This is a genomic window from Bhargavaea sp. CC-171006 (genome assembly GCF_009761675.1).
Lineage (GTDB): Bacteria > Bacillota > Bacilli > Bacillales_A > Planococcaceae > Bhargavaea > Bhargavaea changchunensis.
The window spans coordinates 23,218-45,665 of record NZ_QUZH01000014.1 but is presented as its reverse complement, the minus strand read 5'-3'; the positions used below and the strand labels follow the sequence as shown (position 1 = coordinate 45,665).

The window sequence follows — 22,448 nt, the reverse complement described above, 5'->3', positions numbered from 1 at the left end:
AGATGAAAGTAGGGGTAATCGGAGCAGGAACGATGGGGAACGGCATTGCGCAAGTGTTTGCGCAGTATGATCACGAGGTCATTTTATGTGACCAGTCCGAAGAAGCGCTGGAACGGGCCAAACAGACGATGGAAAACAGCCTGAAGCGCATCTACGGCAAACAGGGCAAGACGGAACAGGATATCGCGGACACACTGAACCGGATTTCGTTCACGCTCGATATCGAATCGCTCCAAGACCGGGAGCTCGTAGTCGAGGCGGTCGCGGAAAAAATGGAAGTGAAGCTGGAGGTGTTCCGGAAGCTGGATGCCATCTGTCCGGAAGAGACCTTGCTTGCAACCAACACTTCGGGACTGAGCGTGACCGAGATCGCAGCCTCAACAGGACGGCCGGACAAAGTGATCGGCACCCACTTCTTCAACCCGCCGCCGATCATGAAACTCGTCGAAGTCGTCACGGGCGAGGAAACGTCCGAAGAAACGGTGAAGGCAGTCCGCGATATCTGCGGATCGATCGGGAAAGAGACGATCCAGACGGTCGACTCCCCGCTCTTCATCGTCAACCGGATCCTCGTCCCGATGGTCAATGAGGCGATGTTCGTCTACCAGGAAGGCCTCGCATCAAAAGAAGATATCGACAAGGCCATGAAGCTCGGTACAAGCCAGCCGATCGGACCGCTCGCATTGGCTGACCTGATCGGCCTCGATACGCTGCTGTTCGTCTGCGAGACGCTGCTGGAAGAAACGGGCGACTCCAAATACCGTGTGCCACAGATTCTCCGCAAGAAAGTCCGTGCCGGCCACCTCGGCAGGAAAACCGGCCGCGGCTTCTATGAATACGAGCCGGCAAAAGAAAAACAGCCATCGCTCACGTAACATCGGGAGGTGAAAACATGTTCGACCTGACCGGAAAAACCGCCCTGATCACCGGAGGCAGCAAGGGAATCGGACTCGCGATGGCCGAAGCGCTCGGCAAACAGGGCGCCAATATCGTCATCACAGGACGGGGAGAAGAAGCCCTGTCTGCGGCAAAAGAACAGCTGGGGTTTGAGGGCGTCCGGGCAGAAGCCCAGCAATCCGACGTCACCGACCGCGCCAGTATCGAGTCGGCAGTCGAACGGACGGTGGAACACTTCGGTTCACTTGATATCCTCGTCAACAACGCGGGCATGAACATCCGGAAGCCCCTTGTCGAAGTGGAAGAGGAAGACTGGGACCGCGTCGTCGACACCAACCTGAAAGGCATCTTCCTCGCCGGACAGGCCGCCGCCCGGCAGATGATCCGTCAGAAACGGGGCAAGATCATCAACATCTCCTCGGTGTACGGCCTGATCGGCGGACCCAACCAGACCAGCTATGCCGCAAGCAAAGGCGGCATCAACCAGCTCACACGCGTCTGGGCGGAAGAACTCGCCGAACACGGTATCCACGTCAACGCCATCGCCCCCGGCTATATCCAGACCCCGATGACCGCATCGTTCCTCGAAGACAAGGAACGCACCCGGAAACTCATCGGCCATACGATGCTCGGCCGCCTCGGCGAACTGGACGACCTCGCCGGCCCCGTCGTCTTGCTTGCATCAGATGCATCCGACTACATCACCGGCCAGATCATCAGCGTCGACGGCGGATGGTCGGCGAGATAATGAGGGTAGAAAAGCTCCCGGCTGCAGCCAGGAGCTTTTATCTGCGCTAAGATAGGCTCTGTTAGCCTAATGTTAGGCGGAAAGAAAATCGGGACTGCGAGGGGCAGCCCCGATTCTTCAGTAATGATGATTTCGTCATTAGAGTGGAAAGTTTCGTCATTCATCCATTCAATCTCGTCATTGGGATGAAAAGTTTCGTCATTCGCATCCGGAAAACTCATGAATGACGAAACCGGGACGCCGAATGACGAAACTAAGCCTGTGAATGACGAAACCGAAGCAGCGAATGACGAAACCACGCGCCAACCCTTCCAAGGTAAAAAAGGAGCGGGACTGCCAGAGGGCAGTCCCGATTTAAAATGATTTCGTCATTGGAGTGGAAAGTTTCGTCATTCATCCATTCAATCTCGTCATTGAGATGAAAAGTTTCGTCATTCGCCCGCGGAAACCTCATGAATGACGAAATCGGGACCTCGAATGACGAAACTAAGCCTGTGAATGACGAAACCGAAGCAGCGAATGACGAGACCGGCGCCCCCCCAAAAAAACAAGGCCGCCCCGGAGGCGGCCCTGTTTGACAATCCCATTCAGCTGTTTTTCACCGGGTGCTTGTACACATGTTCCGTATAGTCGGTGATGATGCCGTCCACGCCAAGGTCGAACAGACGGAGGGCCTGCTCCTGGGAGCGGGACGTGTACGGATAAATCTTCATGTCCGCTTCGTGAACATCAGCGACCAGTTCATGAGTCACGATGCCCATGCTCGGGTTGAAGTAGTCAGCGTATGTAGCGAACTCCGCCAGCTGCTCATCCGTCACATTCGCCCAGCCGCCACCGACGAGAACGCCATGAGGGACGTTCGGCAGAAGCTCCTTCGATGTCTGCATCGATTCATGGTTGAACGACTGGATGATGATCTTTTCATTGTTCGGGTTCTGCAGATTGCGCTCGATCAGCGCTTCCGCGACCTTTTCCTCGATTCCCGGGTAAAGTTCCGGCGCCTTCAGCTCGATCAGGATGCCGACCTTGCCGCGGAATGCGTCAAGGATCTCTTCGAATGTCGGGACCTTCTCGCCGGCGAACTCCGGTCCGAACCAGCTGCCCGCATCCAGCTGACGGATTTCATCGAATGTCAGGCTGCCGACTGCGCCCGTGCCGTTTGTAGTGCGGTCGACGGTCGTGTCATGGATGGCGACGAGCTCGCCGTCCTTCGTCATCTGGACATCGATCTCGATATAGTCCGCTTTCATCTCGAATCCTTTATGAAATGCCGCCATCGTGTTTTCCGGTGCATGTCCGGATGCCCCGCGGTGGGCCACGTTGATCATCTTCTGCTGCTCCTGCTTGGAAACGATGCTTGTGGGCTCAGCCTGTTCCGCTCCCACAGTCCCTGCAAAAGAACTCATTGCGATTCCTACGCCTGCCAATACTGTTACGATCCGCTTCATCCAATCACTCCTTAGTGGTTTGTCGACTTCAGTATAAGAATCGATTATGAAGCGGATGTGAATAGAATATTAATAAGCGATTGAGTTTCAAGAAAGTATTTTAATAAAATATCAACGATGAGCCCCCGGAACCATCCGGCCGGGGGCTTATTTCCTATGTAATAGCGGCACTACCGGGCTCGCACCCCGGCCGGAGCGGCGCGTGTTTGTTTTCCACTCTCCGTCAAGAGTGCCCGTACGCGCAGGACAGGGCGGTGCCGCGGCCCTGTGATGAGGTTAGGATATGCGCATGGAAACTATTTTATACCCGGTATTTTTATTTTTTACAGACAAAATCAGGAGGTGCTTTAGACTCTTTACTTTATCCAATTTAATAAACCATATTCTAGTACTGGGTCATTTTCAGGAAGGCGTTGCAGGAAGAAGGTACAGAATCAACCGCCCAGCCCACCAAGCCCATTACGCATACGATGTACTTGATTCCCTATAAAAGGAGAGATCTGGTGGACCCGAGATTGGCCCAGCTTCTTCAGATGACGAGTTTGTATGGAACACTGGCAAAGTTCTACGAACACAGTGACCCCGAGAAGCATATTTATTTCTACAAGAAACATGTCCAGTATGAAATGCAACTGGTCCAAATGTATTGGGCGTTGCATGGCCATGACCATCACGAAGCCCATTCCTATGATGAATACAATGACTATTATCAGGCATGACCGTACGGCATTATTTATGGGCAAAGGAGCCGATCCGGCTCCTTTTGCTGTTTTCCGTGTCCTCCATAGCATCCTTCCATTTCATTTCCCGGACGCCAGCGGAGAAGAACGGGAGCAGCGTTGCATACACTGGTGCAAAGGGGAGGGGAAGCGATGTGGAATGCCTTCTGGACGCTCCGGCTGAGGCCCTTTGTGACCCGGTACTTGCCGATCGGGCTCTACTTTGCGGGGCTGCTGTTTTTGCTTGGGGTCATCTTCCGCAATGTGCTGGCGTTCGAAGGCGTCAGGGAGTTTACCGAGGCGGAGCTGGAGAAGTTCAGCCTGTTGAAGCTGTCGATCGTAGCGATCGGGGATTCGTCTGAGCTTCAGAAGATCACGGTCAGCGCCTGCCTGATCTTGCTCTGGATCCTGTTTTTTGTCGTGGCCCGTCTCGGCATGAAAAACCTGCAGCGCCTGAAGGTCATGAACTTTGAACTGGAAGCGGAAAGTCCGGAAAAGAAAATCGAAGTTCTGAAGGGGGAAGTCGAAGACTCCATCCACCCCGCGAAGCTGATGAAGTTTTTCTCGGGGCAGGAAGTGTACGACTTTGTGTTTGAAGTGCTGCTTGAGGAAAGCTTCCAGCCCGCAGATCGGATGCGGCCGATTGGCGAGGTTTACGAATCACTCCTGTCAGGCTACCTGGAACAGACGGCCGACCAGTACCTGAAGCATTACGGACACAGCTTTGATTATGCAATCATCAGCGGGACGGAGACCGAATCTCTCTCCAAGCCCTTAAAACTCCTTGTGAACAAGGCCCGGCACTCGGCGGACTCGGTTTTTGTGAACCGGGAGGCAGACGTCTGGCCGAAGAAAAACACCTTTATCCACCGGCATATTTTTGAAGACGGGGAGTACTTCACAATCCTCACCAGCTATTCCTATGCATTCCGGACGAGTGATGACTTCCTGTTCTCTGTGCTGCACAACATCCTCATCGCCAACATCGACCGCGCGCTCCATGTCATCACCCTTTCACAACAACTGCTAAAGGAGGAGAGTCAGAATGAAAGATCGTCGAATCAATAAAGCCTTTATGGAAGCGGCATCCCAAAGGGCGCAGCAACAGATGCAGACGCACATGGACCGGCTGAAGGAGCAGGGCACTGCCCGGACATGCCGGATCGACCCGAGGCTGGCAGAGAAAACCCGGCTGTCGGACAATGATGGAGCGGTGCTGGACATTAAAAAAAGAATCAGGAAAGTCGACTGAAGGCATGCACTGTAACAGTGCATGCTTTTTAGTTTGCAAGAGACAAGCCCATTCGGTATATTGAAAGTTAATGACGAAATATTTAGAAATAAATTCGGAAAAGGGGTTTTAGCATGGATGTGAAGTTCCCGATCGGCCAACTGGACGTTCCCGAAAAGGTCACCCTAAGCGATGTCGAAGGATGGCTGGAGAAAATCAAAACATACACGACCCGGCTGAGAGAAACGGTAGACTCCTTAAGTGAAGAGGAGCTGGGCCGAAAATACCGGGAAGGCAGCTGGAACGTCCGGCAACTGGTACACCATATCGCCGATTCCCAGCTGAACATGTACCAGCGCCTGCGACTTGCATTGACGGACAACAGCCCGACCGTACCCGGCTTTGATCAAGACAAATGGGCGGTCCTACCGGATACCGAACTACCTGTTGAACCCTCTATTAAAATGCTGGAAGGCATTAATGAGCGAATTGTCGCCCTCGGCCAAAGCATCACCGAAGACCAGCTGGACCGCTCATTCATCCATGAAGCAAACGGAGAAATCAAAGTCGCCACCAAGCTGGCGAAACTCTCTTGGCATCAGGAGCACCACTTGGCACATATCAAGATTGCGTTGGAGAATCCGGGCGAGTGATACCTTAAAAAGTTCAAAGAAGGCCGACCGGTTTCCGGTCGGCCTTTATGTTTTCTGTTGCCTCTCAAAAAGAACGGTGCGGCTTGAGGAAAATACGCCCGTCTTCCACCTGCTCCACTTCGTACCTGCCGCCAATAGCGACATAGGTACCGTTAAGGGCAGTGAGATTCGTGATGATTATCCGATTTGCCTCAAGGGTACGGAAATGCTCCTGAATCGGCCGGTCTGCCGTCAGAATTTCGACACCCTTGACTGAATAGGCAATCGATCCTGACGCAGCACACTCCCATTTATCATGCGCCAACTGCCTGAATATGACCGGCTCCAATTCATCACCCCTGAATATTGGCGATAATCGCTTTGAATTCAAACTGACTTCTTCGACAAATTTTAACATAAAAAATGGTGGTGATGTCAGGTTAAGATTACCAGAGATTTTAAATCGAGTATTTTAATAGCTATTTATTTTATCTTTTTGGATTTTTTATTTCCAAATTCGGGTATTAAAAAAACATACTAAGCTTCTTCAAAGGAGGGAGGGACCATGAAGCAGCAAGATCGAACCACTGAAGTGATGATGTTTTCTTATGAATTATTGCGACTGCACAGAGACCGTACCCGTTGCCGAGACAAAGAAATACAAGCGAAAATTATGGAAGATATCAAGTTTCTCAAACAGGCGCTGAAGGAATGGGTGGCCTGAAAGACTGGAAGCCGGAAATAAAAAGCATGCGCGGACTCGCGCATGGTTTTTTATATACCATTCATCACTTCATCTGCTCCAGCCAAACATCGTAACCCTTCCCGTTCAAGTGCAATCCGTCCACCGTGTATTGCCTTGCCAGCTGCTCCTTGTCGTCCAAGAAATGCGAATGGAGGTCAATAAATTCCGACCCGCTTTCCTCCGCGACCTGACGGATGATTTCATTGAACTTGGAAATCTCCTCGTCACTGACCGCATTGCCGACCAGGTCATGGTTCACCGGCAAGATGGAGAACAGGGTCACCTCCGTTACAGAAGGATCGAAGGCATCGATAATCCCGCGAAGGTTCTTTTCGTATGTCTCGGGTTTGACTCCTTTGATGATGTCATTGATCCCGACCATCACATACGCTTCCGCCGGCTCCCGCCCGGCAACTTCATCGATGCGGTTCAGGACGAGCTCGGACGTGTCGTCATAAACACCCCGATTGATCACTTGCTCATCCGGGAAGTACTCGCCGAAAGAACCGTAATCGGTCAGGCTGTCACCGATAAATGCCTTGTCGACCGGCGCAACAGGCGACTCCTTGAAGACCGATGTTTTGGTCTGATAATATTCACTGAACGACTTGTCGGAGGTCAGCGCCCGCCACTGGGCCTTGACGAAACGCTCCCCGCCATTCAATTGGATGATCCATATCGCTGCCCCGATCAGCAGGATATTCAATAAAACCGATACCACTAGCCATTTCTTCATGATGTCCACTCCAAGTCATGTAACAGATAAAAAGTGTCTACCCGTTCAGAGCCGGATGCAATCAGAGTTTAGCAAAAGCTATGATTAAGCAACCCCGTTCCCTTATAATAGAAACAATAGGAAATGGAGCGGATGGTATGGATATCGTGTCAACGTTAACCCCCTTTGCGAAAAAACTCGAGGGATTGGACGAATACCGCCTGCCGCAGCAGGCGTATCATACGGTGAGGCTGGCGATCCGTAATCTGGTGCTGCCGCCGGGCCAAGCCATCCTCGAGCGGGAGATCAGCGAGGCACTCGAGATGAGCCGGACGCCGGTTCGGGAAGCGCTTGTCCGCTTGGAGACGGAAGGGATGCTGACGCTCGTGCCACGGCGGGGGTTCATTGTGGCACCTATTGAAGCGGATGATCTTAAGGAGATTTATGCAATCATCGGCACGCTGGACGGGCTGGCGATCGAGCTGGCCGCCGAGCGGGCGGCAGAGGATCTGCTCGGGCGTCTCGACAGCATCATCGGCAGTCAGGAAGAGGCACTCCGGTCCGGCGACCTGAAAAAGTGGTCGTCCCTGGATGATGAGTTCCATGACCGGATCGTCCGATGCGCAGACAACCAGCGGCTCACCGGCATCATCGACAGCTATGCCGACCAGTCGTACCGGGCGCGGCTGTATACGATTGCGGAGCGGCCTGTGCCGACGCAGTCGATCATCGAACACAAGGCAATTGTTGCGGCAATGAGAGCCAAAGATGGAAAGGCTGCGCGGAAGCTGATGGAGTCCCACCGGAGCCGGGCACAGAAAGAGATCCTGGAAGTGTTGAGCCGGATCAACGAATAAAAGGATTGGAAGCCCGAAAGCTTCCAATCCTTTTTGTCATTTCATCAGTCCGCCAAACACCAGTGGAACAAAATAGGTGACGACAATCAAGGTGAACACCAGCGAGAACAGGTTAAGCCAGAAACCGGCGGCAGCCATCTTGCTCATCTTAACGTACCCTGTACCGAAGACGATAGCATTCGGCGGAGCGGCGACCGGGAACATATAAGCGAATGTGGCGCCCATGTTCGCAGCGACCATCAGGATGATCGGGTCTGTCCCCAGGGAAACGGCGGCCACGGCGACAATCGGATAAACCATTGTAGCAGTTGCCGTGTTGGAAGTGAATTCGGTCAGAATCAGGATCACAGTAACCATCAGGGCAATCGAGGCAATTAGCGGGAGGCCGCTAAAGGCAGTCAGTTGCTCGCCGATCCATTTATCGAGTCCCGATTCCATGATGCCTGCAGCAAGCGCAAGGCCACCGCCGAACAGCCAGAGGATGCCCCACGGCAGCTTCTTTGCGGTCTCCCAGTCCATAATGTTGCCTTCCCGGTTTTTAGCAGGAAGCAGGAACAGCAGGATGCCGGCGAACACCGCGATCAGCGTATCATCGAGGCCTGGGATGAACTTGTTGAGGATAAATCCGCGCGTGATCCAGGCGGCACCGGTGAGGGCGAAAACCGCCAGGACCACTTTTTCCTCGTACCTCATCTTGCCGAGCGAGTCGAGGTCCTTCTTGACGATGTCGCGTCCACCAGGGATATCCTTCACCTTCATAGGGAAAGCGATTTTTACAAGGTACAGCCAGACGAGCGGAATCAGGATGGCGACAAGCGGCACACCGAACATCAGCCAGCGGGCGAAGGAGATGTCGACGTCATACATCGTCTTCACGGTTCCGGCGAGGATGATGTTTGCCGGAGCGCCGACGATGGAGCCGAACCCGCCGATGGTCGCGGAATAGGCAGTCCCGAGCATAAGTGCAGTGCCGAAGGCGAATTTGCCCGGCGTCGTGTCCACGGAAGGATCATTTTTCAACGAATCGGCGACATGCTTTGCAACGGCCAGGCTGATCGGCACCATCATCAGTGTCGTTGCCGTGTTCGAAATGAACATCGACAGGGAGGCCGTCGCAATCATAAAGCCAAGAATGATCGTCGACGGGTTCGTTCCGACCGCATGGATGATCGACAGTGCGATCCGCTTGTGCAGGTTCCACTTTTCCATCGACAGGGCGATCATGAAGCTTCCCGCAAACAGGAAAATCAGCGTATCCCCGTAGTTGGCGGTCACCGCTCCGGTTTCCATGACTCCGAGGAGAGGAAGCAGCATGATCGGCAGCAGGGAAGTGACCGGAATTGGCATCGCCTCGGTCACCCACCACGTGGCGACCCAGACAAGGGAGGCGAGTACGGACACGGCCTCATCCGACATGCCGGCCGGCTGGACGAACAGCTTGATCAATAAGAAGAAAGACGGTCCGAGGACAAGCCCGATTTTCTGCGGAACGGTATACGTTGGTGCACGGGGCGGGCTTTTCAGCCGGCCTTTTTCCTCTTCAGATCCCGATGAGCCGGATCCGGCGGTGGTCACGATCGCCATGACATTCAGTGTCACAATGGCCTTTAAGAGGGCCTTGGCCTGATCGTTCCAGACCCAGAGCTGACCCCACAGGTTTTCAGCAAATGACATCTACTACTCTCCTCCTTTTCACTGCTTCGAATGAAATCGCTTTCAACAACCAATCTTGAATCAGATTGTAGACAATGAATACATTGTAGTCAATAGCAAATAGAGAAATTTCTAAAAATAAAGGATTTCAGGTGACTTTTGATACCGTTTTCATTTTCTTCTTGACTTTAATGTATACGTTAATCTAAGATTCAGATAACCAGAAACACGAAGGAGGAGCATGACGATGGCAGAACAGACATTCAAGATTGCAGTCATTCCGGGGGATGGGATCGGTAAGGAAGTCATCAAGGAGGGGCTGCGCGTACTGGATCATCTTGCAGAGGAATCGGAAGGGAAGTTTGCTTTTGAATACGACCATTTTCCGTGGGGCTGCGAGTATTATTTGGAGTACGGCAAGATGATGGATGAGGACGGAGTAGAGAAAATGCGCGACTACGACGCAATTTATTTCGGTGCAGTCGGCTTCCCGGGCGTGCCGGACCATGTGAGCCTTTGGGGGCTGCGTCTCGCAATCTGCCAGGGCCTCGACCAGTGGGCGAACATCCGCCCTGTCGAATTCCTGCCGGGCGTCCCGCACCGCATCAACCATCCGGACCCGGAAAGCCTCAACTGGATCCTCGTCCGCGAAAACTCGGAAGGCGAGTACTCCGGTATCGGCGGCCGCAACTTCCAGGGACGCGGTCCTGGCGGTGAAGTCGCTGTCCAGTCTGCGCTGTTTACGGAAAAGGGCACCGAGCGGATCATCCGCTATGCATTCGACCTTGCCCGAACACGCAAGCGCAAGAAAGTCACGAGCGTGACGAAGAGCAACGCCCAGCAGTACGGCATGGTGCTCTGGGATGAAGTGTTCGCCCGCGTCGCGAAGGACTATCCCGATGTCGAAACCGACCAGTGGCTCGTCGACGCCATGGCAGCTCACTTCGTCCTCCATCCGGAAGACCTCGAAGTCGTCGTTGCATCCAACCTGTTCGCCGACATCCTGTCCGACCTCGGCAGCGCACTTGCCGGAAGCCTTGGCATCGCGGCAAGCGCCAACCTCAGCCCGGATCATAGCGCGCCGAGCATGTTCGAATCAGTGCATGGTTCCGCACCGGACATCGCCGGCAAAGGCATCGCCAACCCGATCGGCACCATCGGCAGCGCAGCGCTCATGCTTGACCACCTCGGCCTGAAAGAAGAAGCGGATCGCGTCAACCAAGCGATCGCCAATACGACGGGACAGGGCGTCCTGACACGTGATATCGGCGGTACTGCGGACACAGTGGAAATCACTGACGCCATTATCAAGAACCTGTCGAAGGTGAATGTGGAAGCGTAAGGCGGAAAAGGACTTTTCGGGGACAAAGAAGAATGAAGAAATAGACGAGGGGTTGCCATCCGGCAGCCCCTCATTGAATAAGGAAGGTGATTCCGGTGAACATCCTCATCGCCATCGACTCATTCAAAGGCAGCCTCACCTCAGCCGAAGCGGGGAAAGCTGCGGCTGCCGGCATCTGTGCCGCAAATCCCAATGCAGAAATCGAGGTCGTCCCGCTCGCGGACGGCGGGGAAGGGACGGTAGAAGCGCTCGTACAAGCAACGGGCGGGGAATTCGTCCGCATCCAGGTAACCGGTCCGCTCGGCGACCCGGTCGAGGCGGCATATGGCATTCTCGGAGACGGCACGACTGCCGTCATCGAAATCGCAGAGGCATGCGGGTTGCCGCTCATACCTGAAGCCGATCGCAATCCGCTCAAGGCCACCAGTTACGGTGTTGGCGAGCTGATCTTGGATGCCGTTTCCCGAGGCGCGCGTTCACTCATTGTCGGCCTCGGCGGCAGTGCGACGAACGACGCAGGAGTCGGCATGCTGCAGGCACTCGGCTGCCGCTTTCTGGACGGGGCGGGGGAAGAGGTGCCGCGGGGCGGGGCGGCGCTGAGCGCCATCCGTTCGGTCGATGTCTCAGCTCTGCACCCTGATATTAAAGATCTTGACATCCAGGTCGCCTGTGACGTGAACAATCCTTTGCACGGAGAGCAGGGAGCTGCTTATATCTACGGACCGCAAAAAGGAGCGACACCTGAAATGGTGAAGGAGCTGGACAGCGGTCTCCGCAACTTCGCGGAGGTGGTGAAGGTGGAACTCGGGAAGGACATCCAGGAGATTCCCGGCGCCGGAGCGGCGGGCGGACTTGGTGCTGCGTTTGCCGGCCTTTTGGATGCCGAACTCCGGAGCGGGATTGAGTTGATCCTCGACACGATTAAGCTGGAAGATAAGGTGAAAAAAGCCGATTTCGTCATCACAGGCGAAGGCCGCATGGATGCCCAGTCTTCCATGGGCAAGACGGCGATGGGTGTCGCCGCACTCGCAAAGAAACACAGCGTGCCTGTGATCGCCCTTGCCGGGAGCGTCTCCGAAGAAGCCGCGGAACTGAACCGGCTCGGCGTCACCGCCTATTTCTCCATCCTGCAGGAAGTCGTTTCGCTGGATGAGGCGATGAACCCTGACACCGCCGGGCGCAACCTCCGCACCACAGCCGAACAGATTTTCCGGCTGATCGGGTATTCATCAAAACCATAAAAGGAAGGTCCCGAACCATTCCGGGACCTTCCTTTTTCGCAGTCAGCCATAACTTTATTGTATGGCGAATCATACAATAACGATATTTTATTTATTCTTCTATTCAGCTTACGATAGATTCATCAAGAAATCGCAGGAGGAATAGATATGACCAAGAATTACGACGTGATCGTTGTAGGAGCGGGGAACGCTGCACTGTGTTCGGCTATTGCGGCAAGGGAAAACGGTGCGGAGGTTCTGGTCCTTGAGCGCGGTCCGAAAGAAAAGCGGGGCGGAAACTCCTTCTTCACGGACGGGGCGATCCGGGTGGCCTACGAGAACCTGGATGCCATCCGTAAGGTGATCCCGCTCACAGATGAAGAAGCGGAGAAAATCGAAATGCCCAAGTACACGCAAGAGGATTTCCGTGCGGACCTGATGCGTGTCACGGAAGGCAAGAGCGATCCGAAGCTTGCCAACCAGCTGATCTCCAAATCCTATGAGACCATCGCCTGGATGGCGGAGCAGGGCGTCCAGTTCGAGCTGAACTTCGAGAACCAGTCGTTCGAAAAAGACGGCAAGCGCCATTTCTGGGGCGGCCTTCCGATCCGCACCAAGAACAAAGGGATCGGCTTGATCCAGGATCTTAATAATCGTGCCGAAGAACTCGGCATCGACATCTGGTACAACTCGCGTGCGACCGATCTGGTCATGGACCAGGGCCGTGTTACCGGTGTGGTGCTTGTGCAGGAAGGTAAACAAGTTACAGTCAGCGCTCCAAGCGTGGTCCTGGCGTCCGGTAGCTTTGAAGCCAATAAGGAAATGAGAAGCAAGGAAATGGGCGAGGAGTGGGAAGCAGCGATCGTCCGCGGAACCGAGTTCAACACAGGAGACGGCATCAAGATGGCACTTGCCGCAGGAGCACAGAAGTACGGACAATGGGACGGCTGCCACTCGATCGGAACGGACTACAACGCGCCGAAGGTCGGGGACTTCAACAAGCCGGGCGACATCTACAAAAAGTCCTCCTTCCCGCTTGGTCTCCTGATCAACAAAGAAGGAAAGCGGTTCGTGGATGAAGGCGCCGATTTCCGCAACTACACGTATGCCAAATATGGCCGCGAAGTGCTGAAACAGCCTGGCCGGACGGCATTCCAGCTGTTTGACGCACAGGTCCGTCCGATGCTGCGCAAGGAATACAATCTTGAAGAAGCCACAGTTCTTCAAGCGGATACCCTCGAGGAGCTCGCGGACATGATGAAAGTCGACAAAGAGCAATTCCTTGAAACGATCAACGCATACAACGAGGCTGTCCAGGAAGGGGAGTACAACCCGACTGTGAAGGACGGCAAGGGCACAGTGGGCATCACCCCGCCAAAATCCAACTGGGCGCTGACGCTCGATCAGGCACCGTATTACGCCTACCCGCTCACATGCGGAATCACATTCGCATTCGGCGGCGTGCATGTCAGCCCTGAAGGTGAAGTGCTGGACGAGCAGGAAAATCCGATCGCCGGACTTTACGCAGCAGGCGAAATGGTCGGCGGGATCTTCTACCACAACTACCCGGGCGGCTCGGGCCTCATGTCCGGAGCAGTCTTCGGAAAACAAGCCGGCACCTCCGCTGCGCGCTACTCGCAAGCTAAACTCACAGTCTGATTAAACACAGGAGGCCGCAGACCAGCCAGAGGAACCTCAAGAAAGCAAAATACAACCGCCGCTACATCCATCTTCGGAAGTAGCGGCGGCCTTTTGTGTTATTTAGAATGCTAGAGACAGGCTAACATTATCGGCATTTCAACGTAAGTAGATTGCAGCGGAGGGCCCGAGACTCCTGCGGGAAAAGCGTTAGCCGAAGACCCCGCAGGACGCAGTCCGAGGAGGCTGAGGCAACGCCCGCGGAAAGCGAGGGCCCGAAGCGGAAATCCGGAGGATTCAGGCAACGGCTCTTTTTAATGCCTCAATTTCAATCCGTCAGCCATTCCATGGCATCTGATTCCTTCACAAAGTTGACGAACGCCTTCACGATATTGAGCTCCAGCGATTCCTCGTGATAAAGCATCCAGGTTTTGCGGACAATCGGATTGCCGTCGGCAGTATGGATGACGTGCGACCGGATGTCATCGTTGCCCTCAAGGACCATCGACGGCAGGATCCCATAGCCGAGTCCATTCATGACAAGCTTCTTGCATGTACCGGCTTTGTCCACCTCGATGCTGACCAGGGGCGGCTCGGAAAAGTTTTCGTGCCACCAATTATCGATGGAATGTTTCAGGACCGGATCGGTATGATAGTCGATTCGCGGCAGCTCCGGCAGTTTCCGGATATCGATTTCCCGGTCGGCAGCAATACTCAGGGTATCTTCGAACAATAGATGCTTTTGTCCGTTCCAGGCATAGTCGCCCCGGACAATCGCGATGTGAACTTCCTGATTGTAGATCAGATCCGCGATGTCGCTGCTGAAACCGGTGGTGACCTTGAACTCAATACCCGGGTACTGCTCCTTGAACGCCTTCAGAAGACTTGGCATGACATAGTCGGTCGAGAAGTTGGAGACGGCGAGTCTCAGGGTGCCGGTAAGCCGCTCCTCGAAATTCAGCACGTTTTCCTTGATCCGCTGAATGGACAACAGTATTTCCGATGCGGCCTTCGCCAGGTATTCTCCCTGAGGCGTGAACTGAACGCCGCGCCTTCCCCTGTTGACGATCTTCACATTCAGCTTCCGTTCCAGCTGATGCAGTCGGTTTGTCAGGGCGGGCTGTGAGATATAGAGCATCTGTGCCGCCTTGGTAATGTTCTTTTCCTGATAGAGCGTCTGGATCAGAATCCAATCCCGTTCATCCAACCTTTTCCCCTCCTTTCCATAGAACTTCGAACAATGTTTGTCGTGTTCATCTCCCGGTTAGGATATGATAGAAGCAAAGCTAGTTCATGCCAAAACGTGAGGGTGATGTTCGTGTGTTCTTTATTCCGGGATCCTGAAAATCGTCTGCAAGACTCCACCCCATTTTATCTGAAACCCGGCGGGAAGACAGTAGAGAACGAGATTGCGGACCTGTCTCTGACCATTGGGAACATCATCGGGCAGGCTTCCGCTGAAGGCCGGGAAGTGGTCTTTTTGTGCATTGGGTCTGACAGGTACGTCGGGGATTCCCTCGGTCCCCTGGTGGGATCGATGCTGGAAGACAGCGGGGTCCCATACAAGGTATACGGGACTTTAAAAGACCCGGTCCATGCATTCAACCTGAAAGGGACGATCAAGGAGATCAACAGGCAGTTCACAAAGCCGGTCATCTTCAGTGTCGATGCATCCCTCGGCACAAAGGAAGAAGCGGGATCCGTCATCTTTAGGGAGGGGCCCGTGAAGCCGGGCAAGGGAATCGAAAAAGTGCTCCCTTCGGTCGGTGATTATCATTTTGCGGGTGTCGTGAATTACATCGACCCGCTCCCGACCTCACAGTTCCTGAACGATACGAGACTGTATACCGTCATGACGCTCGCGCAAGCAATCGTGAAAGTCATCACGGCGACTCTGCCGGACGAAAATCAGTGATAGAGGTCACCATATCAAAAGCCATCCAACTCCAGTACACCTGGTTGGATGGCTTTTGAATGTGGTACGAATCACAAGGTTGCCACGGAGACACATGTTCTTCAGATTACACCGGTCAGAACGGCGATTACGATCATGAACACGGAGCAGAGGAAGGCCCATTTAAAGGCGAACTTCTGAATATCCCCGAGGTCACGCTTGATCATGCCGGAAAGCAGGAGCGTGGAAGCTACGAGTGGGCTGAGGAAGTGTACAGGCTGTCCCAATACGGAAGCCCTGGCGATTTCCAAAGCCGTCGAGCCATACGCCGTGCCCGCTTCTGCCAAGATCGGCAGGACGCCGAAGTAGTAAGCATCATTGGACAGGACAAACGTGAACGGCATGCTGGTGATGGCAACGATCAGTGGGAAGAAGCCGCCGGCAGATTCAGGAATGATGGCGATCAATGCATTCGAGATGGCATCGACCATTCCCGTACCGGAGAAGATCCCCGAGAAGATTCCGGCTGCGAACACCAGAACAACTACCGTCAGTGCATTTCCCGCGTGTGCCTGAATCCGTTCTTTCTGCAGATCAAGGTTCGGGTAGTTAATGACGCAGGCAAGGACGAATCCGATCAGGAACAGCACAGCTACCGGCATAACGCCGATGATCAAAAGTGACATGACAGCGATAACCAGGATCAGGTTGACGAATCTAAGTTTCGGGCGTTTTAGGCTATTTTCTGCAGCGGCTGTAGCGGATACCGCCATTTCAGTCATTCCAAGAGGGACACGGGAGTTGTCCTTTACTTCGACGACTCCGATTCTAGCCCGCTCTTTCAGGCCAAGGACATAAGCGATGAACAGGATGGAAGCCATTCCTCCAAGCATCGTAGGGATAATCGGGAGGAAGAATTCATTGGCGTCCAGCCCCAATGAAGCAATCGCTCTTGTAGCCGGCCCGCCCCATGGCGTCAGCCCGCTCACGACACTGACAGCGAGCAGCGAGATGGTTGCAAGCACGAGAGGATTCATGCCGATCCGGAGGTACAGTGCAAACATCGCTGAAATGGTGATCATGTGGGTCGTCGTACCGTCACCATCCAGCGCAACCGTCATGGCGATAACAGCTGTGCCAAGTGCGATTTTGGCCGGGTCTCCCTGAACAAGTTTTGTGATCGTATTAATCATAGGGTCAAATAAGCCGGCGTCAATCAAGATGCCAAAGAACAGAATGGCAAACAGCAGCAAGGCAGCTGAAGGAGCGACTTCTTTCAGACCGTCCATCATCATGTCCCCGAGTTCCAATCCAAACCCGGCAATCACTGCAAAGATAATAGGGATTGCCACAAGCGCAGTAACCGGTGATAATTTCTTCGCCATGATCAGATAAGTGAATGTAAGAACCATCGCAATACCCAAGAACGTAAGCATGGATAAATCCCTCCCCCAGAATAAGTAATCGCTTTCATCGATGATAACAAAAAAAGCATCGAAAAAAAGTATTGTTTTTAGACTATTACAACGAGAGGGATAAGTGAAATAGTTTTATTTTAGAGGTTTTATAAAAATTTATTTATAATCCAACGTGCGATTTCTTTATACAGAAGGACGGTTTTCAAGAAACTCCACAAAACTTCTTACTGTAGGCAGCTTGAGCAAGTCCTGGTCATACATCAGCCAAGTATGTCTGCTGACCGGATTTCCATTTTTGTACGAGAGTTCATAGACATGCAGATTGTCCGTTGGCTGGAGACAGATCTGCGGAACGACAGCGATTCCCAAATCATTCTTCACCATCTCCTTGCAGGTTTCAAGACGGTCTGTTTCCATCACTACTCGCGGAGGCTCCGAAAACTGATCCTGCCACCATCCCATAATGAGCGCCTTCAGTGAATTATCAGTTTTGTAATTGATAAAGGGAAGGTCTGCAGAGTTCTCGATGGAAATTTCTTGGGCGGATATCAGACATAAGTTTTCGGTATGCAATAGTTTTCTTTCTCCGTACCACTCATAGTCCCCGCGGAAAATACCCAACTGGACCGTTGAGGAATTAAGCAGGTCCATAACCTCCGTGCTCCATCCTGTATTGACGCTGAACTGGACTTGCGGGTACTCGGTGGAGAACTCCTTTAGGATCTTCGGGAGCTTATATTGGGCAAAGTTGCTGGATACACCCAGCCGTAAGGTTCCTTTTACTTCACCCTGCATATTCATCATGTAGTCTTTTGTGTGCTGCAGTTTTTTGATCATGTCATCCGCGTACTCAGCCAGATGGGTTCCTTCCGGAGTGAACTCAATACCGCCTTTGATTTTGAAAAAAATCTTGGTCCCGAACTCTGCTTCCAGGTTTTTGAGCCTATAACTGAGTGCCGGCTGAGAGATGTACAAGCGTTCGGCAGCTTTGCTTATATTTTTTTCTTCATAAAGTACCTTGATTGCATTCCAATCTTTTTCATCCAATCTTCTCTCCTCCTTTATTAGTTATAAAAATTTTTATTAGTTTGGAGAATAAAATATCTATTTTACTTATGACAATAACTATCATACTCTAATTTTACAAGTAGGGTGTTAAATGATTTTAAAAATTAAGTAAAAAGGTGGTTGGTGACATGAAAGTTCCTGTAGTGGTGATGCGGGGCGGAACCAGCAAGGGCGTTTTCATCAATTTCGACGATATGCCGGCAGACCGGTCCCTGTGGGAGGAGTTCCTTCTGGATATCATGGGAAGCCCGGACCGCAGGCAGATTGACGGACTTGGCGGAGCCAATTCACTGACCAGTAAAGTGGCCATCATCAAGCAGTCGAAACTGGCCGGAGTGGATGTGGAGTACACCTTTGCCCAGGTCAGCATTGAGCACCAGATGGTCGATTTCAAGGGGAACTGCGGCAACATCTCTTCCGCGGTGGGACCATATGCCATCCAGCAGGGGCTGGTGGCAGCCGTTGAACCGGTCACCAAAGTGAGGATCTTCAATACGAACACGAAAAAAATGATCGGTGCGGAAGTGGAAGTCGAGGACGGGCAGGTGAAAACGGAGGGACTGTGCTCGATCCCGGGCGTCCCGGGAACCGGCTCGCCGATCTACCTGGCGTTCAAAGATGCCGAAGGGGCCGTCACGGGAAAGGTGCTGCCGACAGGAAAACCGGTCGAGCAGATCACAACATCCAAGGGTACGGTGTCCATCTCGATCGTTGATTCTGCCAATCCGCTGGTCTTCGTCAGGGCTGAAGAAGTCGGACTGACAGGCGCCGAACTGCCTCACGAGCTGTCTCAGGAAAAACTCGACGAACTGGAGGAAATCCGCTCCATTGCAGCCGAACTGTGCGGTTTTGCATCCAGAGAAGAGGCGACAGTGAAGTCACCGGCAGTTCCAAAACTGACCCTTATCGCACGGCCTCAGGATTACATGGATGTCACCGGCATCCTCAGGAAAGCCGAAAACATGGACTGCACGATCCGGATGATATCGATGCAAAAACCTCATCAGGCACTGGCCATCACAGGGGCCATCTGCTCGACAACAGCCATCTTCCTGAAAGACACGCTCCTGTATGACCTGGTCGAGCCCAAGCAGGAAGTCATCCGGCTGGGCCACCCGGCAGGCATCATGGAAACCAAAGTCGACCTGATCGCCGGCAACATCAGCTCGATCAAAGTCGTCCGCACGGCACGCACTATCCTGGAAGGAACCGTTTATACGAAGAATAACTACGAGTACGCTTATCATCTGGCGTAATGGTGACAAAAAAAGGCGCCCCTGACCGGGACGCCAACAATACAAGCTCTGATTGGCTTCCGCTCAGGCGGAAGCTTCTTTTTAGTTTATAGAGGCATTCGATCGTGGAGCGGGGGGCACCAGCACTTAACTCCTCGTAAACTGATCCATCCGAATGCTCCACATCATCTGATTATGTATGAATTGCCCATGAATAATAAAGGCCACGGTCATCATATAACCTAAAGGGGAGTTGAGCCATCCGCCCTCCAAAAACACGGAATCGTTTGAGAAGTATGCTTTTGGTGGTATACTAATGTCGATAACAGTCGAATCCGCCAAAAAGCCACCCGGGGGCAACCGGATGGCCCAGCGGATGCGGCGCAGGGAAACCTGCCCGACACATATGGATCAAGCAAAAAATGACCTCACCATCCGAGCGGCTATTCTCTAACGGGGGGTCATTTTTTCTGTGCTGATTCCATAATGGTAGCGACCAGGGCCGCGAATGCGACAGCAAACATCAGTGCCTCGTGAATAGACACAAGCCTCACCCCCTTTCGTCTGGGAGTAGGCAGATTACCTTTGCAAGCCGCACCGCTGTCCTATAATTATACCATTTGTCGATCAAAAACTTACTAGGCTAAGAGTAGGGAATACTATTCTATATAAAGGAATAAAGTAGCATTTTTGTATAATCGTTGTTTATTCTTTTGCTTGTTGAGATGCTGATTGCCCTACGAAATAGCACATTCCTTATAGACGGGGATACAATCAGTGGAATGGGCCAGTACCCAAAAAGAAGGCGCCAATATGGACGCCTTCTTTTCAAATATTATTGTAAGCATGTCATAAAAATAGTAAGGGAGACGAATCTTTATTCATCTTTACCCCAAAGCCAAGACTTCCTCTCGGTTATAGTCGATCATGGCGAGGAAAAAGTCCTCGAAATTTTGGAACCGGTCGATCTCCTCTCCGGCAAACCAGATGACCGTGCCGGGGGCGGGGGAACCCTGCAAGGCGATAACAAAGAGATCCTTGTCGAATGATGACGCGGCAATCGGAAACAGATGCTCTTTTGCAACGCCACTACACTCCAAGACATCCGGCTCGACCGAATCAAGAAATGCCATGGCATCATCCAAGACCCCGGAGCCGGTTAACTGCCCGGATCCGAACAGGTCCACTGTCTGAATAAAACCTTTCCAACCGTCGGCGTACAGCAGAAATTCGCGATACTGAGAATCCAGCGAAAAGCCCAATGCCATCTCGGCAGCCTGCAGCTGTTCTTCGGTTGCGCCGACTTCGGGCAAATGATGCGGCCAAAGTTTGTCTTTATCCCGCTTCACCAGTTCCTGTTTAACCAGATGCATGACCGCGATATGGTCTTTCCAACTGCTCATTATCCGGTCCTCCCGCCATTGATTATTGTTTGGACAAACCGATTTTGGTTAGGCCACTTAAAATCGTCAAAATCGGGCACAGCAGGCAGAAGATCGCAAATGGCACGTATTCCACTGTCGGAACACCCAGCACGCCTGCGATAAATACGCCGGCCACTCCCCATGGGACAAGCGGATTGATTACGGTTCCCGCATCCTCCAGCGCTCTTGATAGTGCTTTTTTATTGTAACCCAGCTTGGTGTAGGGTCCTTCAAACGCTTTTCCTGTGATCAGAATCGATAAATACTGTTCACCGACAAAGAAATTCAGGCCGATCGCCGTAAAGGCCGTGGCAGAAATGAGGCGCAAAGCGCTTGTCAGCATCCCTTCGACTGCCTGGAGAATCGCCGGAATGATCCCCAGCAAGAACAACAGCCCCCCCATGCCAAGCGCCAATAGAACCAGGGAGATAGAAAACATCATGCTCTCGATCCCGCCTCCGGAAAGCACGGAATTCAATTGATCCACATTGCTTTCCATGACGAATCCGGAAAACAGGATGTCAGCCATTTCCTTAAACGTGATGGAGCGATCCTGGAAAAAGGCAATCACGACACTGCTGACGATACCGGCCGATAACGTCGGGATCGCAGAAACTTTCATCATCGCAAGAACGGCGACAATGATGAACGGAATAAAGGCGACCCAGCCAATATGGCTATATTCTTTGAGTGCCTGTAAAAAGGTTTCGATCTCTTGTGTGTTCTGTCCTTTTACCGGCGACATGATGACAAACACGACTGCGGAGATGATAAATGCCGGGATCGTGGTCCACATCATGTTTTTAATATGTTCAAAGAGGGGGACACCGACGGTTTCGGAAGCGAGGTTGGTCGTTTCCGAAAGAGGGGACATTTTATCTCCCAAAAAGGCTCCGGAAACAATGGCTCCTGCCGTAATGGCCAAAGAGGCATCAAGCGCCGTGGCCATTCCGATAAAGGCCACACCGATGGTCGCTGCTGTCGTGAACGCACTGCCAATCGCCACACCGACAATGGACGTGACAACAAACACGGCGAAATACAGCGGCAGATCTGAGAATAGATGAAAACCGTAGAACATAAGGCTTGGAATTGTGCCACTCGCCATCCAGCTGCTGATCAGCATCCCGATAAAGAAGAAGATATAGACAGCGCCAAGTCCTGAGGCTGCGCCATTGATCATGCCCTTTTCAATTTCATGAATGGGAAGGCCCTTTAACCGCCCATAGACCATCAGGAAAATGATCGAGAAAATAATGGGCAGATGCGGATTCATGCTAAGCGCGATGATTCCGATGCTGATGGATGCGAAAACCACCAGCAAAACCAGAACCGCTTCCCAAACCGGTAACTTTAACTTCGACGACTGCAGCATGTCATTCTCTCCCCGTAACAAGATAGCCTCAGAAAAAGAGCACAAAAAAAGCCCTTCTCCGTATTAGGGACGAAGAGGCTTCGCGGTACCACCCTAATTGACAAGAAAAGCTTGCCCACTCAATTCGAATCCGCCTGAAAGGCGCAGGTGTAATTCACTTTGGTTCCGCTCGGATTCGCACCAACCATC

The 22,448-nt window shown here is 52.7% G+C and carries 22 protein-coding genes; 13 read left to right on the top strand and 9 right to left on the bottom strand.

Annotated features, from left to right (window positions below):
- Positions 1-2 precede the first annotated feature (2 nt).
- Complete coding sequence (locus DZC51_RS06170; protein WP_157294506.1) at positions 3-875, top strand: 3-hydroxyacyl-CoA dehydrogenase family protein; 873 nt, start codon at positions 3-5, stop codon at positions 873-875.
- Between the two features lie 17 nt (positions 876-892).
- Positions 893-1,645 (top strand): SDR family NAD(P)-dependent oxidoreductase, encoded by a 753-nt coding sequence (locus DZC51_RS06165; protein WP_157294505.1) that lies wholly within the window; start codon positions 893-895, stop codon positions 1,643-1,645.
- Between the two features lie 587 nt (positions 1,646-2,232).
- On the opposite strand, the gene DZC51_RS06160 is transcribed toward DZC51_RS06165, so the two are convergent.
- Complete coding sequence (locus DZC51_RS06160) at positions 2,233-3,093, bottom strand: glycerophosphodiester phosphodiesterase (protein ID WP_157294504.1); 861 nt, start codon at positions 3,091-3,093, stop codon at positions 2,233-2,235.
- A 503-nt stretch (positions 3,094-3,596) separates the two neighbouring features.
- Here DZC51_RS06160 and DZC51_RS06155 point away from each other — a divergent pair.
- The 4 genes from DZC51_RS06155 (at position 3,597) to DZC51_RS06140 (ending at position 5,696) form a co-directional block, all read left to right on the top strand.
- A complete protein-coding gene (locus DZC51_RS06155) occupies positions 3,597-3,812 on the top strand; it encodes a hypothetical protein (RefSeq protein ID WP_157294503.1) in 216 nt (71 codons plus the stop codon).
- Positions 3,813-3,965: 153 nt separating this feature from the next.
- A complete protein-coding gene (locus tag DZC51_RS06150) occupies positions 3,966-4,880 on the top strand; it encodes a hypothetical protein (protein WP_157294502.1) in 915 nt (304 codons plus the stop codon).
- Positions 4,858-5,064: a hypothetical protein gene (locus DZC51_RS06145; protein WP_157294501.1), complete on the top strand. Its 207-nt coding sequence runs from the start codon at positions 4,858-4,860 to the stop codon at positions 5,062-5,064. The genes DZC51_RS06150 and DZC51_RS06145 overlap by 23 nt, the downstream gene beginning before the upstream one ends.
- A 113-nt stretch (positions 5,065-5,177) precedes the next feature.
- Entirely contained in the window at positions 5,178-5,696 is a 519-nt protein-coding gene (locus DZC51_RS06140; RefSeq protein WP_157294500.1) for a YfiT family bacillithiol transferase, read from the top strand.
- A gap of 64 nt (positions 5,697-5,760) precedes the next feature.
- On the opposite strand, the gene DZC51_RS06135 is transcribed toward DZC51_RS06140, so the two are convergent.
- A complete protein-coding gene (locus DZC51_RS06135) occupies positions 5,761-6,024 on the bottom strand; it encodes a hypothetical protein (protein ID WP_157294499.1) in 264 nt (87 codons plus the stop codon).
- 216 nt (positions 6,025-6,240) lie between these two features.
- On the opposite strand from DZC51_RS06135, the gene DZC51_RS06130 reads away from it, so the two are divergent.
- Positions 6,241-6,399, top strand: coding sequence for a hypothetical protein (locus DZC51_RS06130; RefSeq protein WP_157294498.1), 159 nt, complete (start codon positions 6,241-6,243; stop codon positions 6,397-6,399).
- Positions 6,400-6,463: 64 nt separating this feature from the next.
- On the opposite strand, the gene DZC51_RS06125 is transcribed toward DZC51_RS06130, so the two are convergent.
- The gene (locus tag DZC51_RS06125; RefSeq protein ID WP_157294497.1) at positions 6,464-7,156 is read right to left on the bottom strand and encodes a GDSL-type esterase/lipase family protein; all 693 of its coding nucleotides are present in this window, start codon (positions 7,154-7,156) and stop codon (positions 6,464-6,466) included.
- A gap of 137 nt (positions 7,157-7,293) precedes the next feature.
- Between DZC51_RS06125 and DZC51_RS06120 the strand changes: the two genes are divergently transcribed.
- The gene (locus tag DZC51_RS06120; RefSeq protein ID WP_157294496.1) at positions 7,294-7,992 is read left to right on the top strand and encodes a GntR family transcriptional regulator; all 699 of its coding nucleotides are present in this window, start codon (positions 7,294-7,296) and stop codon (positions 7,990-7,992) included.
- Positions 7,993-8,028: 36 nt separating this feature from the next.
- Here the strand turns inward: DZC51_RS06120 and DZC51_RS06115 are convergent, their stop codons facing one another.
- Positions 8,029-9,666 (bottom strand): SLC13 family permease, encoded by a 1,638-nt coding sequence (locus DZC51_RS06115; protein ID WP_157294495.1) that lies wholly within the window; start codon positions 9,664-9,666, stop codon positions 8,029-8,031.
- 226 nt (positions 9,667-9,892) lie between these two features.
- Here DZC51_RS06115 and DZC51_RS06110 point away from each other — a divergent pair, with 226 nt between their 5' ends.
- The 3 genes from DZC51_RS06110 (at position 9,893) to tcuA (ending at position 13,866) form a co-directional block, all read left to right on the top strand.
- Positions 9,893-10,987: a tartrate dehydrogenase gene (locus DZC51_RS06110; protein ID WP_198304073.1), complete on the top strand. Its 1,095-nt coding sequence runs from the start codon at positions 9,893-9,895 to the stop codon at positions 10,985-10,987.
- A gap of 95 nt (positions 10,988-11,082) precedes the next feature.
- Positions 11,083-12,228, top strand: coding sequence for a glycerate kinase family protein (locus DZC51_RS06105; RefSeq protein ID WP_157294493.1), 1,146 nt, complete (start codon positions 11,083-11,085; stop codon positions 12,226-12,228).
- 147 nt (positions 12,229-12,375) lie between these two features.
- Positions 12,376-13,866 (top strand): FAD-dependent tricarballylate dehydrogenase TcuA, encoded by a 1,491-nt coding sequence (tcuA, locus tag DZC51_RS06100; RefSeq protein ID WP_157294492.1) that lies wholly within the window; start codon positions 12,376-12,378, stop codon positions 13,864-13,866.
- 307 nt (positions 13,867-14,173) lie between these two features.
- Here the strand turns inward: tcuA and DZC51_RS06095 are convergent, their stop codons facing one another.
- Positions 14,174-15,052, bottom strand: a complete 879-nt coding sequence (locus DZC51_RS06095) for a LysR family transcriptional regulator (protein ID WP_157294491.1) — start codon at positions 15,050-15,052, stop codon at positions 14,174-14,176.
- Positions 15,053-15,163: 111 nt separating this feature from the next.
- On the opposite strand from DZC51_RS06095, the gene yyaC reads away from it, so the two are divergent.
- Positions 15,164-15,760, top strand: coding sequence for a spore protease YyaC (gene yyaC / locus DZC51_RS06090; RefSeq protein WP_232524071.1), 597 nt, complete (start codon positions 15,164-15,166; stop codon positions 15,758-15,760).
- Between the two features lie 101 nt (positions 15,761-15,861).
- Here the strand turns inward: yyaC and DZC51_RS06085 are convergent, their stop codons facing one another.
- Positions 15,862-17,175, bottom strand: a complete 1,314-nt coding sequence (locus tag DZC51_RS06085) for a CitMHS family transporter (protein WP_157294490.1) — start codon at positions 17,173-17,175, stop codon at positions 15,862-15,864.
- Between the two features lie 165 nt (positions 17,176-17,340).
- Positions 17,341-18,204 carry a LysR family transcriptional regulator gene (locus tag DZC51_RS06080; RefSeq protein ID WP_157294489.1) on the bottom strand — a complete coding sequence of 288 codons (864 nt, stop codon included), beginning with the start codon at positions 18,202-18,204 and terminating at the stop codon, positions 17,341-17,343.
- Between the two features lie 149 nt (positions 18,205-18,353).
- On the opposite strand from DZC51_RS06080, the gene DZC51_RS06075 reads away from it, so the two are divergent.
- Positions 18,354-19,481: a 2-methylaconitate cis-trans isomerase PrpF family protein gene (locus DZC51_RS06075; protein WP_157294488.1), complete on the top strand. Its 1,128-nt coding sequence runs from the start codon at positions 18,354-18,356 to the stop codon at positions 19,479-19,481.
- Positions 19,482-20,347: 866 nt separating this feature from the next.
- Here DZC51_RS06075 and DZC51_RS06070 read toward each other — a convergent pair.
- Entirely contained in the window at positions 20,348-20,863 is a 516-nt protein-coding gene (locus DZC51_RS06070; RefSeq protein ID WP_157294487.1) for an SMI1/KNR4 family protein, read from the bottom strand.
- A 22-nt stretch (positions 20,864-20,885) separates the two neighbouring features.
- Positions 20,886-22,259: a Na+/H+ antiporter NhaC gene (nhaC, locus tag DZC51_RS06065; RefSeq protein ID WP_157294486.1), complete on the bottom strand. Its 1,374-nt coding sequence runs from the start codon at positions 22,257-22,259 to the stop codon at positions 20,886-20,888.
- Positions 22,260-22,448 lie beyond the last annotated feature (189 nt).